Here is a 17,521-nt window from a genome sequence, read left to right as displayed (position 1 = left end):
TGAAACGAAAAAACTCAGTTATTTCAATTAGGGATTTGTTCTTTTGCTACTCTCTTTGTGTGTTGGGTTGCAAATGTAGTAAAAGTTTGCTTATTTTGGGCTGTTTGTGAGAATAAATATTGTTTCTTCTTTCTTTTTGCCTGCCGGATAGATCGATGGGAATTTTGCTAATAAATGGATGCAGGTGAAAAAAAGGGCGGTTTGGAGGCAAAAAGGCTTTCATAGGAAGATAATAAAGTTTTCTTCGGATGAAAAGAGGCTTTTCTCGGTATGATATTGCGATTCTCTTCGGTTGATATTGCGATTCAACTTGACCGAAAGTGCATTGGAATTCGGAGGAAGTACCGGTTTTACTACTGGAAAGTGCTATTTCTTGTGTATATTTGCGAAATGTGAACTGCCTTATTCGCTGGTCTGTCCTTTAGACAGGGAATGCTTGTTAGTCAGGAGTGGGAAAAGATGGATATGTGTAAGTAATATGTGAATAATGAAAATAAAATGATAAATCGTTCTCTCTATATCTTTAATCCGGACCATGATCTGGCATTGGCAAGTGGGGATGTGAATTATATGCCTCCTGCCTCTGCCCGGCAGATGGCGGCAGATCTGGCATTATTGCCGGTATGGTATGCTTCTCCCGGAAGTGCGGTACTGGCACCTTCGGCTTATAATCTTGACTTTCTTCGCGAGATGCAGCAGCATTTGTCGTTACCTGTAGAATTGATGACGGAGCCGGAAGTAGCTTCGGAAGAGAACTTGCAACCGATGCCTTGGGGGTGGAACCCGGCTTTAAGAAAGAGGTTACAACTTTTGGGAGTACTGGAGTCGGAATTACCAGCATTATCTCAATTGGAAAAACTGCGTGTCCTTTCACACAGAAGTCGTGCGGTGGAGTTATTATCTCATTTGCAGTTGGATGAGCTTTTCTGCGGAGAATCTTTTTATCTGACCGCTCTGGAGGAGTGGCAGCAGTTTGTAGAACGGCATTCGTCTTGTTTGCTGAAAGCCCCGCTTTCGGGTAGTGGAAAGGGCTTGAACTGGTGTAAAGGCGTATTTACTCCTTTTATCGCCGGCTGGTGTAAGCGTGTGGCAGCTTTACAGGGTGGAGTAGTGGCAGAACCTATATATAATAAGGTGGCGGACTTTGCTATGGAATTCTATTCGGACGGGAGAGGAAAGGTGGACTTTGTCGGTTATTCTGTATTCTCCACTAATGGCAGCGGAGCATACGAAGGCAATTTACTGCTATCGGATGAAGAGATTGAACGCAGGCTTTCCGTTTATGTCTGCAAGGAAGCTTTCAGCAAGTTAAGGTATCAGTTGGAAGAAGAGTTATCGGCTTGTTTTGGTTTGGGTTATTCGGGGTATCTTGGGGTAGATATGATGATTTGCCGGTTTCCTTCAACGGAGGTAGAATATAGAATTCATCCTTGTGTAGAGGTCAATTTGCGGATGAATATGGGGGTGGTAGCTCACCTCATTCATAAAAAGTATATTGCTTCCGGGACCACCGGACGCTTTTCCATTACTTACCATCCGGTCTCCGGTGAAGCTTTGCAGATACACGAAGAGATGAAGACTAAATTCCCTTTACAGATAAAAGACGGAAGAGTGGTTGATGGTTACATGGCACTGACTCCGGTCATGAATAAAAGTGTGTACCGGGCCTGGATAATGTGTGAGATGACGCTTTGATTATCTTTCTTGTATGGCTTTTCCTTCATTTCCATATCTGTCTATAGCTGTTACTGCAAAGTATTTCTTTCTGTCCCATGGCAGGAGAGAAGTATATACATATTCTGTACCCCGCACACTTTGGGCGATGATATTTTCTGGTTTTGTAGTATCTACAGGATAAGTTTCCGAAGCATAAATGACATAACGGGGGGCATTCACCGGGTCATTGTCTTTGGCAGCTTTCCAGGTCAACTGGGTGTATCCGTCTGCTGTTTCTGTAATACGCAGTTCCTCCGGGGCAGTGGGGGGAACATTGTCCAGCCAGGGCATGGCCGGTTGCAGTGCCGGATAGGCATAAAAGTTTTCTGCCAGTTCATCGTAGACTCCCTGTGTGTTGTCCATTAAGAATTTGGCACGATAATGTCCTTCTCCTGCCAGCTTATGTGCACGAATGAAGTTTATTTGTCGGTCTACGTCCTCCCGTACCCAGTTTCCTTCGCTCGGGTGCAGAAAGTAAATACCTAATCCCGGTATGATCTGCCGTCCGTTAGATTGTTCCTGCCAGTCGAGAGCAAAGGGGTAGAAATTATTTTGGCGGAAATACATCATTGGGTAAATCTGGTCTTGTATACCTTCGCCCAACCAGCCTTGTGGGTCCTGATAGACAGTATGGAAGGCATTCCAGCCTCTGGAAGAGTAGCGTGATGTGTCTTTGTACTTTCCTACCGGGCAGGTACTTACCTTAACCCACGGTTTAATTTCTTTTACACCTTTATATATATAGCGCACAATATCTGTGATATTGTCACGGCGCCATTGGTCCAGCGTTCTGCCTTTTCCATAGCGGCGAAAATCGTAGTTGTCCGGAAAGCGGGGAGCATTCTCCGGATAGCGCAGATAATCAAAGTGTACACCGTCTATATCATAGCGGGTTACGACTTCGCGCACCAGTTTCATTAGGTATTCTTTGGTAGACGGATGCCCCGGATTGAGGAAATATTCATTCTTATAGGGGATGCAGATCTCCTTTCTTTGTTTAGTAACGGATTTATTTCCTAAGCTGGCCACGTGCTTTTTGTTTCCCAAAGGAATAGCTACCATCCAGGCATGACATTCCATTCCACGTTTGTGGCATTCGCGCACAGCAAAGGCAAGCGGGTCGTATCCCGGATCGCCATCTACTTTTCCGGTCAAGATAGAATTATAGGGCTCGATAGAAGAATGGTAAAGTACATCTCCTCGCGTACGTGTCTGGAAAAGAACAGTATTGAAATTGGCAGCTTTCAGTTTATCGAGTATATCAGTCAGTTCTTCTTGTTGGCGTCGGATGGCAGTAGGGGTGGTTGCTTTGGTACGTGGCCAGTCCAATCCATATACAGCCGTCACCCAGGCTGCACGAACTTCATATTTGGGCTGTGCCTCTACAGGAGCTAGCAACAGTAGAAAGAGTAAAATAGTGAGATACCGGCGCATTGCAGTTTGAATATTGTTATAAATGGCAGCAAAGTTAGCAAAAGCGTCGGTATTCTTGTACGTTTCGTGAGATTATGTTACATTTGCCACAGTTAAACGAATAACACGCCATGATTACATTCACACTGTGCTTATTGGCACTTATTATCGGGTACTTCACTTACGGACGCTTTATGGAACGCGTTTTCGGACCCGATGACCGTAAAACTCCCGCCCTTACTAAGGCAGATGGAGTGGATTATATTCCACTACCCACCTGGAAGATTTTTATGATTCAGTTTCTCAATATCGCTGGATTAGGTCCTATCTTCGGTGCGATAATGGGAGCAAAGTTTGGTATCTCCTCTTATTTGTGGATTGTGTTCGGTAGTATTTTTGCCGGTGCTGTTCATGATTACTTTGCCGGAATGCTTTCACTGAGGAATGGGGGAGAAAGTCTGCCCGAAATCGTAGGCCGTTACCTGGGATTGACGACAAAGCAGGTCATGCGCGGTTTTACCGTAATTCTGATGATTTTGGTAGGTTCTGTATTTGTAGCTGGTCCTGCCGGGTTACTTGCCAAACTTACGCCGGAATCGCTGGACGCTACTTTCTGGATTATAGTGGTTTTTGCTTATTATATCATTGCTACTTTATTGCCGGTCGATAAGATTATTGGCAAGATCTATCCTATTTTTGCTGTTGCACTGTTGTTTATGGCAGTAGGTATTGTAGTGATGCTTTATGTACATCATCCTGCTTTGCCGGAATTGTGGGACGGATTGCAGAATACCAATCCTGATGCTGCCGTACTGCCAATCTTTCCAATCATGTTTGTTAGTATTGCTTGTGGGGCTATATCTGGCTTCCACGCTACACAAAGCCCTTTGATGGCACGTTGTATGACCTCCGAACGTCACGGTCGCCCTGTCTTTTACGGCGCTATGATTACTGAAGGCATTGTGGCTTTGATTTGGGCGGCAGCTGCTACTTATTTTTTCCACGAAAACGGGATGGAGGAGAACAATGCTTCGGTGATTGTAGATTCGATAACGAAAGGCTGGTTAGGTGTTGTAGGTGGTGTACTCGCTATTCTGGGTGTGATTGCTGCACCTATAACTTCGGGTGATACAGCTTTCCGTTCGGCTCGCCTTATCGTAGCCGATTTTTTGGGAATGGAACAAAAAAGTATGCGTCGCCGTTTATACATTTGTATTCCGATGTTTGTGGTAGCTATCGGCTTGTTGCTTTACAGCCTGCGTGATGCTGACGGTTTTAATATGATATGGCGGTATTTTGCTTGGGCCAATCAGACGCTTGCTGTGTTTACCCTGTGGGCTATTACAGTCTATCTGGCCCGTTCAAAGAAACCATATTGGATAACACTGATACCTGCTTTGTTTATGACGGCTGTTTGCTCTATTTATATCTGCATCGCTCCAGAAGGACTGGCACTTTTGCATTCGCTATCCTATAGTATTGGAGGAGTATGCACGTTAGTGGCTGCCATCTGGTTTTTTGTATGGAAAGGGCGTTCGGCTCAAAAGAGATTGAATGATTAATTTAGACCTAATGAAGAAAATAAAGAAATCAACCGGGGTTACTCTTGCCCTGCTTATTTATGTTTCTGTGACGGCTGCCTATTTGTTGCCGCGCAATACGGAAGTAAGCGATACAGAGAAGTATGTTACTCTTGCCGTTTCATATGTCATCGTCTTTGCCCTCTGGCTGGTGCTGAGAAAAAAAGAGAAGATGCAGCAACGGCGTCGTGAAGAAGAACATTATAATAATTTAAAGAAATGAATGTATGAAGAAATTTGCATTGGTTATTTGCCTGTTGGTAGCCTCATTAGGCGCTCGGGCACAGTTTGAACAAGGGAAGTGGATTATTAATCCGTCATTGACCGGATTGAATTTCTCATATAGCAACAGTGAGAAAGCACAGTTTGGTGTTGGTGCCAAAGCCGGTACTTTCCTTGCAGAAGGCATTGCTTTAATGGTAGAAGCCAGTGCCGATTGGAGTAAACCGATAGATGTGTATACGATAGGAACAGGTGGTCGTTTTTACTTTAATAAAACAGGTGTTTATTTAGGAGCAGGTATTGATCTGAACCGTTATCGTATGAAAGGCGGACATAGCGGGACGGAATGGGGACTGGGAATTGAAGCAGGATATGCATATTTCCTTTCAAAAACAGTAACCATTGAACCGGCTGTATACTACAAATGGCGCTTTAATGACAGCGATTTATCCAAGTTCGGTATTAAGATAGGTTTCGGATTCTACTTCTGAGAAGAGAATGGAGAAGGGAGAAGGGAGAATGGAGAGGGGAGAAGTGGGCTGCGCTATCACGCTGCATAGTACTTCTCCCCTCTCCATTCTCCCTTCTCCATTCTCTTTAAGCAAGCTTTGCTTGTAAAAACTCTCCCGTATAGCTTGTTTTGCAGGCTGCTACCTCTTCCGGTGTTCCTGTAGCTACGATATATCCACCTTTATCCCCGCCTTCCGGTCCGAGATCTATTATGTGGTCGGCACATTTTATCATATCCATATTATGCTCAATAATGATAATTGTATGTCCACGGCGGATCAGTGCATCGAATGCTTCCAGTAATTTTCGTATATCGTGGAAGTGCAAGCCTGTGGTAGGTTCATCAAAGATGAAGAGCGTCGGGTCAGCTTTCTCCTGGCTCAGGTAGTATGCCAGTTTCACACGCTGGTTTTCACCCCCCGACAGGGTAGAGGAGGACTGTCCTAATTTGATATATCCCAAACCGACATCCTGTAGTGGCATTAGTTTTTTCACTATCTTCTTTTGTCCATGCTCAGTGAAGAATTCTACAGCCTGATTTACGGTCATCTCCAGTACATCATATATATTTTTATCATGGAACTTTACTTCCAGTGTATCTGCTTTGAAGCGTTTTCCATGACAAGATTCACATTCCAGTACAAGGTCTGCCATGAACTGCATCTCTACTGTGATTGTTCCGTCCCCTTTACACTCTTCGCAACGCCCGCCTTCACTATTGAAACTAAAGAATCCGGCGGTATATCCCATTTGTCTTGCTAATGGCTGCTCTGCCCATAGTTTACGAATTTCGTCGTATGCTTTAATGTACGTAACCGGATTGGAACGGGAAGATTTACCAATCGGGTTTTGGTCAACGAATTCGATGTTACGTAAGTTCTGGATATCTCCTCCGATAGAAACGAATTCTCCCGGACGATCACTACACTCGTCCAATTCACGTTTCAATGCCCGGTAAAATATGTCGCGTACCAGCGTGCTCTTTCCCGAACCGGAAACGCCGGTTACTACCGTCATTACATTTAGCGGGAAACGTACATCTACTCCTTTCAGGTTATTCTCGCGTGCTCCTTTTATTTCTATATAGTTGTTCCACGGACGTCGGTGTGTCGGTATAGGTATTTCTTCTTCTCCCAGCAGGTAGCGTACCGTGTGGCTGTTACTTCCTTTTTTCAGATCTTTCATATCACCCTCGTAAACTACTTCTCCTCCCAGACGTCCGGCATTCGGACCGATGTCTATGATGTAGTCGGCAGCACGGATGATTTCTTCGTCGTGTTCTACTACTATGACCGTATTGCCTAATGCCTGCAATTCGCGCAGGACGCGGATCAAGCGGTCTGTATCGCGACTGTGCAAACCTATACTTGGCTCGTCAAGAATATAAAGGCTACCTACCAGACTGCTTCCCAGAGAAGTTGCCAGGTTGATGCGTTGGCTCTCACCACCCGAAAGCGAGTTACTTAACCGGTTCAAGGTCAAGTATCCCAGCCCCACATCAATAAGGAAACGAATACGGCTATTGATTTCCAACAGGATGCGGCGCGCTACTTCTGTGTCGTGTTTATCCAGTTGCAGGGTATCAAAAAACTGTTGTAATTCTGTGATAGGGAGATCAACCAATTCTGATATGCTACGTCCTGCTACCCGTACATATCCTGCTTCCGGTTTCAATCGTGTACCGTGACAGGTAGGGCAAAGCGTCTTTCCTCTATAGCGTGCCAGCATTACACGGTATTGTATCTTGTATTGATTTTCTTCAAGCATTCTGAAGAAAGCGTTAATACCTTCAAAATACTTTGTACCTTCCCATAGCATGCGGCGTTGCTCGTCCGTCAATTCAAAATAAGGAGTAAATATAGGTAGCCCTGCTTTCTCTGCACCGCGTATCACCATATCTTTCCATTCACCCATTTTCTCACCTCGCCAGCATACTACTGCTCCGTCGTAAACCGAGAGTGAACGATTGGGTACTACCAGATGTTCGTCAATTCCAATCACTTTACCGAATCCTTCGCATACAGGGCAGGCTCCAATTGGAGAGTTGAATGAAAACATCTGGTCATTCGGTTCTTCAAACGTGATACCGTCAGCTTCAAACTTAGTACTGAATGTATGTAGCTTCGTTGTTCCATCCGGCAGATAAAAGCGAAGCATACACATACCATCTCCTTCGTACATTGCTGTTTCTGCTGAGTCTGTCAAACGGCTGATGGCATCTTTGGTACTTGCTGCAGACATGCGGTCTACCAGTAGATATACAGTGTCATTCTTTGCTGGTTTATATTCGTCAATGCGTACCATTTCTCCATTCACTTCAATGCGGTTGAAGCCCTGCTTGAGGTCTATCTCCAGTTGCTGTTCTATCGTCCGGCCTTCACGCAAAAGTATTTGTGTGAGAACAGTATAACGTGTACCTTCCGGATAAGAAAGCATGCAATTCACGATATCTTCAGGAGAGTGCTTTTTTACTTCCTGACCACTTATCGGACTATATGTTCGTCCTACACGAGCATACAGGAGTCGTAGGTATTCATAAATTTCGGTAGAAGTTCCTACAGTAGAACGGGGGTTACGACTGTTTACTTTTTGTTCGATAGCAATCGCAGGGGGGATACCTTTGATGAAGTCGCATTCAGGTTTACTCATTCGCCCCAGAAACTGGCGGGCATAGCTACTCAGGCTTTCAACATAACGCCTTTGCCCTTCGGCATAGAGTGTGTCAAAAGCAAGTGATGATTTACCCGAACCTGATAATCCGGTTATAACGACAAGTTTGTTGCGGGGGATGTTTACATCAATATTCTTTAGGTTGTTAACCCTGGCTCCTTTGATTGATATATAGTTATTTTCTGACATATTTAATGGTCCTTTCTATAGATGGCTGGCAAAGTTAATGATTTTATCGTCAGGACGTAGCAGGAGCCTGCTTGTTCAACTGGTTAAGATATGTTATATTTTGAAACATATTATAACACGCTGTTAATTAAAGTCGTAATTTAGTTACGATTTATTGAATCTTGATAATATAAGGAATTAACGCATGAAAGGCATCCGGATTATTTCTTGTTTAATTATTCTTCTTTTGCTATGCAATCTCCCGTTACGGAGTACAAACAAAACAAAGAATTTGCAGATTTTGGTTGATAGTGCCCGGCAGATGATTGCTAAAGAGGGTTTTCTGGCACTCAATGACAGGTGTATGAAATTGGCACGTGAACTGGATGATAGTACTCAGATAGAGAATGCCTATGGTGACTTGTTTGACCATTATTATCAGTTGGGAGAAGTTGATAGTCTGAAAGTTGTGGGATATGAACTAATGAACTGGCATGCCGGACGCAACAAGAATAATGCCCGTTATCAGATATGGCGTCAGTATATTCAGCGATTGACAGAGAGTGGCAGGCAGGAAGAGGCTATTGCCGAAACTGAATTGTTGAATAAAGATGCAGAGAAAAGTCGCAGTCGCTATGGACAGGCCTGTAGTGAAATGTGTATTGGTTATAATCACAGGGTATTTAGTAATAACATGAAACTCTGTATTGAATATTATAACAATGCTCTTAAAATATTCGAAGATGCCAAGTATTATGAAGACGCTTATGTGGTCTGTCTGAATATAATGCAAACTTATCTTTCCCGGCAGGAATACTCCAATGTTCTTCAATACTTTGATCGTATCGAAAAGCTGGCGACTGAGATGAAAGTTGCCGGACAGAAACTGCGCGAATCATTGTATATGCGTTTCTTACAGTTTCGGGTGATTGCCACTCTTGCCGAGAAGGGAACGGGGGCAGCTGCAAAATATATTCGTGAGGCTGACAGTCTTTATTTGAAACATCCGGATAGTATGGCTAAAGATGCCTGGTTCGGATATAAGATAATGTGTAGCCGTACAGCTAATAATATAAATCAGGTACTGACTTATCTGGACTCTCTGCAGGATTATCACAAGTCTATTGGTGCTTGTTATCCTTCTAATTTGTTTTATAAGGCGCAATGCCTGGAGAGTGTCGGGCGTTTTAAAGAGGCTTGTAAGGTATATGCTTCTTACTCTCAGGTTAATGATTCAGTGCGTTCGGCGGAGTTGGACGATAAACTGAGTAAATATACGATTCAGTTTGATGTGGATAAGCTGAAGATGGAAAAGCTTGAATTGAGTGCTGAAGTTAGTCGGAACAGACTTATTGCTGTGCTTACGGGTGGATGCTGTATTTTCGTTCTATTACTTATCCTTACTTATTACTATGTTCGTACGCTGGCTATGAATAAGAAACTCGATGCAGCCAACAAGGCTGTAATTAAGGCAAGCCGTATAAAGAGTTCTTTTATTCAACACATCACTCACGAAATTCGTACCCCGTTGAACTCTATTGTTGGTTTCTCTTCTTTGATTGCTGCCGGAGGGATCAGTGAAGAGGAAGAGAAGGAATATGCCGAACAAATAGAAATGAGTAACACTTATCTGCTTGATCTGGTGAGCAATGTTATTGATATCGCCGATATGGATTCTCAAACGGAAAATGTACCTAAGCAGATTATGGATGTAGATACCTGCTGTAAGGAGTGTATTTCCGAAGTCCTTCCGTCTTTGAGAAAAGGGGTTGAGTTACAGTATGAACCTTTGTCTGTACCTGTGACAATGCGGGTTGTCTATCCTTGGGTAAAGCGTGTACTTCTTGCTCTTCTTGGCAATGCGGCCAAGTTTACTGAATCCGGAGTGATTCGTCTTCGGTATGATGAAGATAAACAGAAACGAGTGGTGCGTTTTATTGTGGAAGACTCCGGGCCGGGTATTGATGTGGAATATAAAAACTCTATTTTTGAACGCTTTGTCAAAATAGATACTTTCTCTCCGGGCACAGGTCTGGGACTTGCTGTTGCGCGGCAGATAATGGATATTGTAGATGGGCAAATCTTCTTGGATACAACCTATACGGATGGGGCACGTTTTGTTGTGGAATGGCCGGTCGGATAGTTGTAGATAATGCAGATTGTATTATCTTTGCTCGAAAAGCGAAGATAAGCTGCACCTTGGCATAAAAAATGAATGAGTTCATTTTATTCTACTCTCGGTTTGCATTATCTTTGCGCCCTATATAATAGATTGAGAATAAACATATGAATCTGAGAACCTTTACTATTTTGTTTGTCCTTCTCTTGTCTTTGGGAGTAGGAGCACAGACGTCGGGTACTGCTTATCCGAAACGTGAATTTCGTGCTGCATGGATGCAAACCGTTAATGGGCAATTCAAGGGGATGCCTGCCGAAAAGCTGAAGCAAACGCTTATAGAGCAGTTGAACTCTTTGCAGAAAGCTGGTATTAATGCTATAATCTTTCAGGTACGCCCTGAGGCAGATGCATTGTATGCTTCACAACTGGAACCCTGGAGCCGTTTTCTGACGGGTGTACAGGGACAAGCTCCCTCTCCTTATTGGGATCCTATGCAATTTATGATTGATGAATGTCATAAACGAGGTATGGAGTTTCATGCCTGGATTAATCCTTACCGTACAAAAACAAATCTGAATAGTGATCTGGCTACTAATCATGTGTACAATATTCATCCGGAATGGTTTGTTACCTATGGAAACCAGTTATACTTTGATCCTGCTTTACCCGAAAGTCGTAAGCATATCTGCATGGTTATTACTGATATTGTTTCCCGTTACGATGTAGATGCCATTCATATGGATGATTATTTCTATCCCTATCCTATTGCTGGGAAGGATTTTCCTGATGATGCCAGTTTTGCCCGTTATGGTGGCGGATTTACTAATAAAGCCGACTGGCGTCGTAGTAATGTCAATGTTCTGATAAAAAAGATTCATGAAACTATCCGGGAAATAAAACCATGGGTGAAGTTTGGTATCAGTCCTTTTGGTATTTATCGGAATGAAAAGACTGATCCGTTGGGTAGTAAGACAAATGGTTTGCAGAATTATGATGATTTGTATGCTGATGTTCTTCTTTGGGCGCGTCAGGGTTGGATAGATTATAATATTCCACAAATATATTGGGAGATCGGACACCCGCGTGCCGATTATGAAACACTGGTGAAGTGGTGGGCTAAGAATACAGAGAATCGTCCGTTATTCATTGGTCAGTCTGTGATGAATACGGTTCAGCATGCCGATCCGAATAACCCTTCTGTCAACCAGCTTCCTCGCAAGATGGCTCTACAGCGTGCTTATCAAACGATTGGTGGGAGTTGCCAGTGGCCTGCCAGTGCTGTGGTGGAGAATGCCGGTAAGTACCGGGATGCGTTAACACAAGAATATCATAAATATCCGGCTCTGGTTCCTGTTTTTGACTTTATGGATAATGAAGCGCCTGGCAAAGTTCGTAAAGTGAAGAAAGTATGGACGGCTGATGGCTATATGCTCTTTTGGACAGCTCCTAAATATAAAGATGAGATGGATAAAGCTGTACAATATGTCGTTTATCGTTTTGATAATAAAGAAAAGGTGAACATTGATGATCCTTCACACATTGTAGCTATTACTCGCAATAACTTTTATAAATTGCCCTATGAGAATGGGAAAAACAAATACCGCTATGTTGTGACGGCTCTTGACCGCTTGCATAATGAATCCAAATCGGTAGATAAGAAAGTTAAACTATAAAGAGAATTGAGAAGGGAGAATGGAGAGGGGAGAAGTAAGCTGCGCTATCATGCTGCATAGTACTTCTCCCCTCTCCATTCTCCCTTCTCAATTCAATAAAGTATCAACCCTGCTATTCCGCAAGCTATAATCATTAATATAGGGTTCGCCTTATATTTTTTGGTTCCTATAAAAGCTACCAGGAAGATGATAACGCTGATTACAAATGTATAAGTGTCTTTCGTGGGTGAGCCGAAGTTTTCCGTATTCATCAGTACGAGTGCTGCTGAGGCTAATAATCCTACTACAGCTGGACGCAGTCCGCTGAATACCGATTCAACGGCAGGATGTTTCTGATACTTCAGAAAGAATTTACTGATGGTTAACATTAAAATGAATGAGGGCAATACTACAGCAAAAGTTGCAATAACCGAGCCCCATATACTTCCTGTTGAGGTGAATCCGACATAGGTTGCTGCATTGATTCCGATAGGTCCTGGGGTCATCTGGCTGATAGCCACAATGTCAGTAAACTCTTGTGAACTAACCCAATTATAGCGGGTTACTACTTCTCCCTGTATCATGGATAGCATTGCATATCCACCTCCAAAGCCAAAAAGCCCGATTTTAAAGAAAGTATAGAAAAGCTGTAAGTAAATCATGAAATAAGTGATTAGTGATAAGTGATTAGTGATAAGCGATAAGTGATAAGTAATTAGTGATAAGTGGGCTGCGCTGTAATGCCGCACGGCACTAATCACTAATCACTAACCCGCTAATCACTCTTTTTAAGCTTCCCCCACAGGAATCCACCTACTCCTGCTATGATAATAATCCAGATAGGAGAGAAACCAAGCAACCAGATAAGTAATGCGGATACCACAGGAATCCATATGTTATAACGACTGATACGTGCAGACTTTGCCATGCTGAATGTAGGTGCGGCAATCAGGGCAACTACCGCCGGGCGGATTCCTTTGAAGATCCGTTCTACGATCACATTGTCCTGAAAGTTGTGGAAAAACAGGGCAATAGCCAGAATGATGATAAACGAAGGTAGGATGGTACCCAGTGCAGTGATGATACTTCCCGGAATTCCTTTTAGTTTGTAACCTATAAATATAGAAATGTTCACAGCCAAGATGCCGGGTGCTGATTGGGAAATAGCCAACAGATTAATAAAATCATCCTGGGTGATCCATTTTCGTTTAGTAACGATTTCATTTTCTATAAGCGGAACCATTGCATAGCCACCACCGATAGTGAAAGCACCTATTTTGAAAAAGATGCCGAATGCTTCAAAATAAATATTCATCTTAATTTAAGTATAATATTGCAGCAGAATGTGTATATTCTGTCATTCTGCCGCATTAATCTTCTTCCTCTTCTTCTTTGCTGTTTTTGTTATCTTCTCCCTTCATATACTTACTGGGACTTACTTTGAAATGTCTCTTGAACACTTCACGGAAGTATTTAGCATCATTAAAACCAGTCATTTCTGCTACTTCAGTAATTGTATACTTTTCTGTTTTTAATAGCTGTGCGGCCCGTTTCAATCGAATCACGCGGATGTAATCTGCAGGAGCCTGGTCTGTTAGTGCTTTTATTTTGTTGTAGAAGCTTGTACGACTCATATTCAGTAATGTACAAAGTACATCTACATTAAAGGCCTGGTTGTCCATATTGTCTTCTACGCTTTTCTTCACGGTAGCAATAAATTTCCAGTCTATATCTTTGGAACAATTGATGCATTCTTCCTCTTCCTCATTATCACTTAATTCCAGGTTAGCATATTTATTACGTAATAGAGCGCGATTGGTCAACAGGTTCGTGATTGTAGCTTTTAATATGCCTATATTGAATGGTTTCACTACATACTCATCAGCACCAATCTTTAATCCCTCAAGAATATTCTTTTCATCATTCAGTGCAGTAAGCAGAATGATGGGAATATGCGAAGTGTCGATGTTATTCTTTATAGCTGTGCACAATTCATCTCCACGCATTTCGGGCATCATAATGTCCGAGATAATCAGTTCCGGTTTATACTCTTTCACAATAGTAAGAGCTTCTTTACCATTACTGCACATTTGTATGGTGTATGTCTCTGAGAGGGTATGTCCTAGATAATTGCGTAACTCGTCATTATCCTCAACAATCAGTAAGCGCTGGCGGTTTTCATTATGCTCGCTTTTGGCATTTTCATAAATTTCCGGTGAACTATAGATAGTCTGTTCATCTTCTTTCTTTTCCCGGCTTTTCACTGTCAGATGTGCTTTCTTGAATTGTTTGTTGTCTTTAGGGAATGATACTTTAATTATTGAACCCTGATGCTCGATACTATTCAGATGTATTTTTCCTTTATGCAGATGTACGAGCTTCCACACAAGCATTAGTCCGATACCACTACCTGTCACTTTAGAATTGATGGCATTACTTCCCCTGAAATGAATCTTAAATAGTTTTTTCTGTTCATTGGCGGGGATACCTATACCTGTATCTTTTACTTCTACACTCCATGTATCCTCGTTTTCACTGACGAATACATGTACACTACCACTCTCGGGTGTGTATTTTAAAGCATTGGATATGATATTTTTCAATATTGAGTCCATCTTTTCCTTATCGAACCACACATTCAGATAGCGAAAATTACTTTCGTACGTGAAGTTGATATGCTTCACTGTGGCATATGGGCGGAATGCATTGAATGTTTCCTCCATATAAGTGTTAAGCTCGTATTCTGATATATATAGTTCCGAAGAATAGACGTCAGCCCGTTCAAAGTTAATCAGATTAGTGGTCAGGCGTAGCAAAGCATTGACGTTACGCAATGCCGTATTTGTATTTGCTATACCATCTTTACTGAGTTGCTCTTTCTCACGCAACTCTTCCAAGGGTGCTTTGATCAGAGTGAGCGGTGTGCGGATGTCGTGTGCTGTATTGATAAAGAAGTGAATCTTTTCATCTGACACTTTTCTTTGTTTTCTTAAAATGATAACACGGATTATAATAGCACTGATAAGTCCTATGAGAATTGTATAAAATAATAGTGCCCACAACGAGAGCCAGATAGGCTGTGCTATGATGACTTTCATTTCGCGTTCTTCCAGTACAATCCGTTTATCTTCATTGGAAACAGCTCGTACGCGCAACATATATTCTCCCGGACTAAGGTTGGTAAAACGAATAATGTTTTCTTTTCCGGGACGGCTCCATTCGTCATAAAATCCTTCCATCTTGTAGGAATAGAGAATGTTGGACGGATAATCATAGTTGATAGACGATACCTTGATAGAGAATATGTTTTGATCATACTCTAATTTTAGTGTATGGGTCTCGTCTATATCTTTCTTTAGTGGGGAGTTTTCATCTCCCGGATACAGAGTTTGGTAAAAGAGACTGAAATCGCTGAAAACCATCTTTGACGAATATATTCTCGGTATTTTCATCTTTTTATGAAACTCTACTGCACCGTCCGAACTTCCGAATATGAATTTGTTGTTGCTACGTAATATACCCGATTCTGCATTGAAATGAATAGTCATTAAACCCTGCTCTTTTGTCCAGTTATGGAATGTTTTCATTTGTGGATTGAAGCTGACTAATCCATTTTCTGTACTGATAAAGATTTCTTGTTCATTGTCAGAAAGTATGGTATATATATTATTTGATATGAGAGCGCAGTTATCTGTATAATAATGGGTGAATAGCTTTGTCTTAGAATCATATATTAATAGTCCCGAACCGCTGGTTCCGATGTATAAACTCCCGTTAGACACCTGTAATAATGAATAAATATAAGTTGATTCAACTGGCAGCTTGATACGTTCAAAACTTCCTGATTTCTTATCCAACAGAAATAGCCCTGTAGCTGTTCCTATCCATATCTGTGTACTGTCTTTTTCTACAATAGCCGTAATGGAGTTCAAGCCGTGGTAAGGTTGTATTGATTTTGTTTTTAAATCAATCTTTTTAAGATTGTAGTATCCTCCCGACCATATACTTCCCTGTGAGTCTTTTATTATGGTACGTATATACTTGTCCGAACGTATATTCAGATTGGCAAATGAAGAAGGGGAAAAGTATTCTACAGACAAGTTTCTTTTGTTAATTTCGTGGATTCCCGAACTGTATCCTCCGGCCCAGATTGTCCCGGGAGTCACTTCGCACAGAGTGATAAATATATGGTTTTTGTTTTGAGGATCTGTATCGAAAGAACTCAGGAAAGAATGCCATTGTCCGGTTTTAGAATAGTAGAGGCTGATACCATTATTAGTAGCAAACCATAGATCACCGTCAGAATCTTCAATGATACTATTCACCTGATCGTTGACCAGTGACTGTTTGTTTCCGATAGAATGTTTTATCCAGTTGTAGCTTGAATAACGGTTATTGCGTACGGTTATACCTATGGGATAATTTGCAAGCCATATGCGGTCCTCGTCATCTACATAGATATCATTGATGCTATTCCCATTCATAGCATTATTTTTGTTATAGTCAGCAACAACGTATGGAGTCGTGTAATATGAATCCATATTCATTTTAAATACCCCCGCACCGTCTGTGGCAATGAGAAGCTCTTTGTCATTTAAGGGTTTAATGGTATTTATACTAATGTCGCTGAGGCTTTCTTTGGGTTGGCTCGTTTGTTTGGTATTCATGTCATATACAAAAACACCACGTTGAAAAGTTCCTATGTATAGTTTTCGCACCTTGGGGGCAAAGTACAACTTGTTCATTTGAATGGCGATGTTATCCAGTTTATCACAATGAATATGAGTTATTGTTTCGTCTTTTAGTTCAGCGTAGTGTATTCCTTCTTCTGTAGCGATAAAAAAGCGCGTTTTGTCTATTTGAGCAATATCTGTGATGGTCTCTTCTATGGTGTTTTTCAGCTGAGATACTTCTTGTGATTTTGTATTATACAAATAGATTGTCTTGTCACAGCATAACCATATGTTGTGATTATCGTCAATAAAACTATGACTGACCGGTGCAGGGAGATCTTTGTTCTCTACAACAGGAAGTTTATATTCCAGTATGAAGGTATCGTGTATTGCGTCGTAACGAAAAATACGTCCTTTTTTACCAATTTCCCAAAGGGTTCCATCCGTATCAAGATATAGCCAGTTCAGGTTGAGCAAAGAACCGGTTTCTTCTTTTCCGTCCTGTAATTTATAGTGTTTAAATTCTTTACCATTGTAGCGGTCTATCCCATCGTGTGTAAGAAACCACATATATCCTTTTTGGTCTTTTTGGATAGCGTACACCCGTCTATTGCTCAGACCATCTTCTACTCCAATGTATTTGTAGGTCTGTGCTATGCAAGTAAATGGAAACAATAATATGAGAAAAAGCCATTTTTTCATGTTAGTAAGACATTTAGAGTTACAGAACTTAGCTTTCTGGAGGGGGATTCAGATACAAAATTAAGAAGTATTTCTGATATAACAAAATATTTCCGT

Annotated in this window: 11 protein-coding genes; 6 read left to right on the top strand and 5 right to left on the bottom strand. The window is 41.8% G+C overall.

Going from position 1 to position 17,521, the window contains the following annotated elements; genetic code table 11:
- The first annotated feature begins 498 nt into the window (after positions 1–498).
- A complete protein-coding gene (locus HCG69_RS09620; RefSeq protein ID WP_221649867.1) occupies positions 499–1,695 on the top strand; it encodes a hypothetical protein in 1,197 nt (398 codons plus the stop codon).
- Here the strand turns inward: HCG69_RS09620 and HCG69_RS09615 are convergent, their stop codons facing one another.
- The gene (locus HCG69_RS09615) at positions 1,696–3,150 is read right to left on the bottom strand and encodes a glycoside hydrolase family 10 protein (protein ID WP_221649866.1); all 1,455 of its coding nucleotides are present in this window, start codon (positions 3,148–3,150) and stop codon (positions 1,696–1,698) included. It abuts the gene before it with no gap.
- Positions 3,151–3,260: 110 nt separating this feature from the next.
- On the opposite strand from HCG69_RS09615, the gene HCG69_RS09610 reads away from it, so the two are divergent.
- Genes HCG69_RS09610 through HCG69_RS09600 form a run of 3 tightly spaced genes read left to right on the top strand, consistent with a single transcriptional unit; the run spans position 3,261 to position 5,422 of the window.
- Entirely contained in the window at positions 3,261–4,691 is a 1,431-nt protein-coding gene (locus HCG69_RS09610) for a carbon starvation protein A (protein ID WP_221649865.1), read from the top strand.
- Positions 4,692–4,701: 10 nt separating this feature from the next.
- Positions 4,702–4,932: a hypothetical protein gene (locus HCG69_RS09605; RefSeq protein ID WP_002561056.1), complete on the top strand. Its 231-nt coding sequence runs from the start codon at positions 4,702–4,704 to the stop codon at positions 4,930–4,932.
- Between the two features lie 4 nt (positions 4,933–4,936).
- Positions 4,937–5,422 (top strand): outer membrane beta-barrel protein, encoded by a 486-nt coding sequence (locus tag HCG69_RS09600; protein WP_221649864.1) that lies wholly within the window; start codon positions 4,937–4,939, stop codon positions 5,420–5,422.
- Positions 5,423–5,528: 106 nt separating this feature from the next.
- Here the strand turns inward: HCG69_RS09600 and uvrA are convergent, their stop codons facing one another.
- A complete protein-coding gene (uvrA, locus tag HCG69_RS09595; RefSeq protein ID WP_221649863.1) occupies positions 5,529–8,300 on the bottom strand; it encodes an excinuclease ABC subunit UvrA in 2,772 nt (923 codons plus the stop codon).
- Positions 8,301–8,484: 184 nt separating this feature from the next.
- On the opposite strand from uvrA, the gene HCG69_RS09590 reads away from it, so the two are divergent.
- A complete protein-coding gene (locus tag HCG69_RS09590; RefSeq protein ID WP_221649862.1) occupies positions 8,485–10,422 on the top strand; it encodes a sensor histidine kinase KdpD in 1,938 nt (645 codons plus the stop codon).
- A gap of 143 nt (positions 10,423–10,565) precedes the next feature.
- Entirely contained in the window at positions 10,566–12,071 is a 1,506-nt protein-coding gene (locus tag HCG69_RS09585; protein ID WP_221649861.1) for a glycoside hydrolase family 10 protein, read from the top strand.
- A gap of 92 nt (positions 12,072–12,163) precedes the next feature.
- On the opposite strand, the gene HCG69_RS09580 is transcribed toward HCG69_RS09585, so the two are convergent.
- The 3 genes from HCG69_RS09580 to HCG69_RS09570 all read right to left on the bottom strand — a co-directional run bounded on the left by HCG69_RS09580 (position 12,164) and on the right by HCG69_RS09570 (position 17,425).
- Positions 12,164–12,712 carry a chromate transporter gene (locus HCG69_RS09580; protein WP_025867013.1) on the bottom strand — a complete coding sequence of 183 codons (549 nt, stop codon included), beginning with the start codon at positions 12,710–12,712 and terminating at the stop codon, positions 12,164–12,166.
- Between the two features lie 113 nt (positions 12,713–12,825).
- Positions 12,826–13,365 carry a chromate transporter gene (locus HCG69_RS09575; RefSeq protein WP_221649860.1) on the bottom strand — a complete coding sequence of 180 codons (540 nt, stop codon included), beginning with the start codon at positions 13,363–13,365 and terminating at the stop codon, positions 12,826–12,828.
- Positions 13,366–13,420: 55 nt separating this feature from the next.
- Positions 13,421–17,425, bottom strand: a complete 4,005-nt coding sequence (locus HCG69_RS09570) for a two-component regulator propeller domain-containing protein (protein ID WP_221649859.1) — start codon at positions 17,423–17,425, stop codon at positions 13,421–13,423.
- Positions 17,426–17,521: the final 96 nt, after the last annotated feature.

This window comes from Bacteroides sp. K03 (assembly GCF_019734355.1).
Lineage (GTDB): Bacteria > Bacteroidota > Bacteroidia > Bacteroidales > Bacteroidaceae > Bacteroides > Bacteroides nordii.
This window is presented reverse-complemented; position numbering and strand designations above follow the sequence as displayed.

Excerpts from the sequence above, each read along its gene's own strand:
- HCG69_RS09570 (WP_221649859.1), bottom strand. The coding sequence starts at position 17,425 with ATGAAAAAATGGCTTTTTCTCATATTATTGTTTCCATTTACTTGCATA.
- HCG69_RS09610 (WP_221649865.1), top strand. The coding sequence starts at position 3,261 with ATGATTACATTCACACTGTGCTTATTGGCACTTATTATCGGGTACTTC.
- HCG69_RS09605 (WP_002561056.1), top strand. The coding sequence starts at position 4,702 with ATGAAGAAAATAAAGAAATCAACCGGGGTTACTCTTGCCCTGCTTATT.
- HCG69_RS09600 (WP_221649864.1), top strand. The coding sequence starts at position 4,937 with ATGAAGAAATTTGCATTGGTTATTTGCCTGTTGGTAGCCTCATTAGGC.
- HCG69_RS09590 (WP_221649862.1), top strand. The coding sequence starts at position 8,485 with ATGAAAGGCATCCGGATTATTTCTTGTTTAATTATTCTTCTTTTGCTA.
- HCG69_RS09580 (WP_025867013.1), bottom strand. The coding sequence starts at position 12,712 with ATGATTTACTTACAGCTTTTCTATACTTTCTTTAAAATCGGGCTTTTT.
- HCG69_RS09575 (WP_221649860.1), bottom strand. The coding sequence starts at position 13,365 with ATGAATATTTATTTTGAAGCATTCGGCATCTTTTTCAAAATAGGTGCT.
- uvrA (WP_221649863.1), bottom strand. The coding sequence starts at position 8,300 with ATGTCAGAAAATAACTATATATCAATCAAAGGAGCCAGGGTTAACAAC.
- HCG69_RS09585 (WP_221649861.1), top strand. The coding sequence starts at position 10,566 with ATGAATCTGAGAACCTTTACTATTTTGTTTGTCCTTCTCTTGTCTTTG.
- HCG69_RS09615 (WP_221649866.1), bottom strand. The coding sequence starts at position 3,150 with ATGCGCCGGTATCTCACTATTTTACTCTTTCTACTGTTGCTAGCTCCT.
- HCG69_RS09620 (WP_221649867.1), top strand. The coding sequence starts at position 499 with ATGATAAATCGTTCTCTCTATATCTTTAATCCGGACCATGATCTGGCA.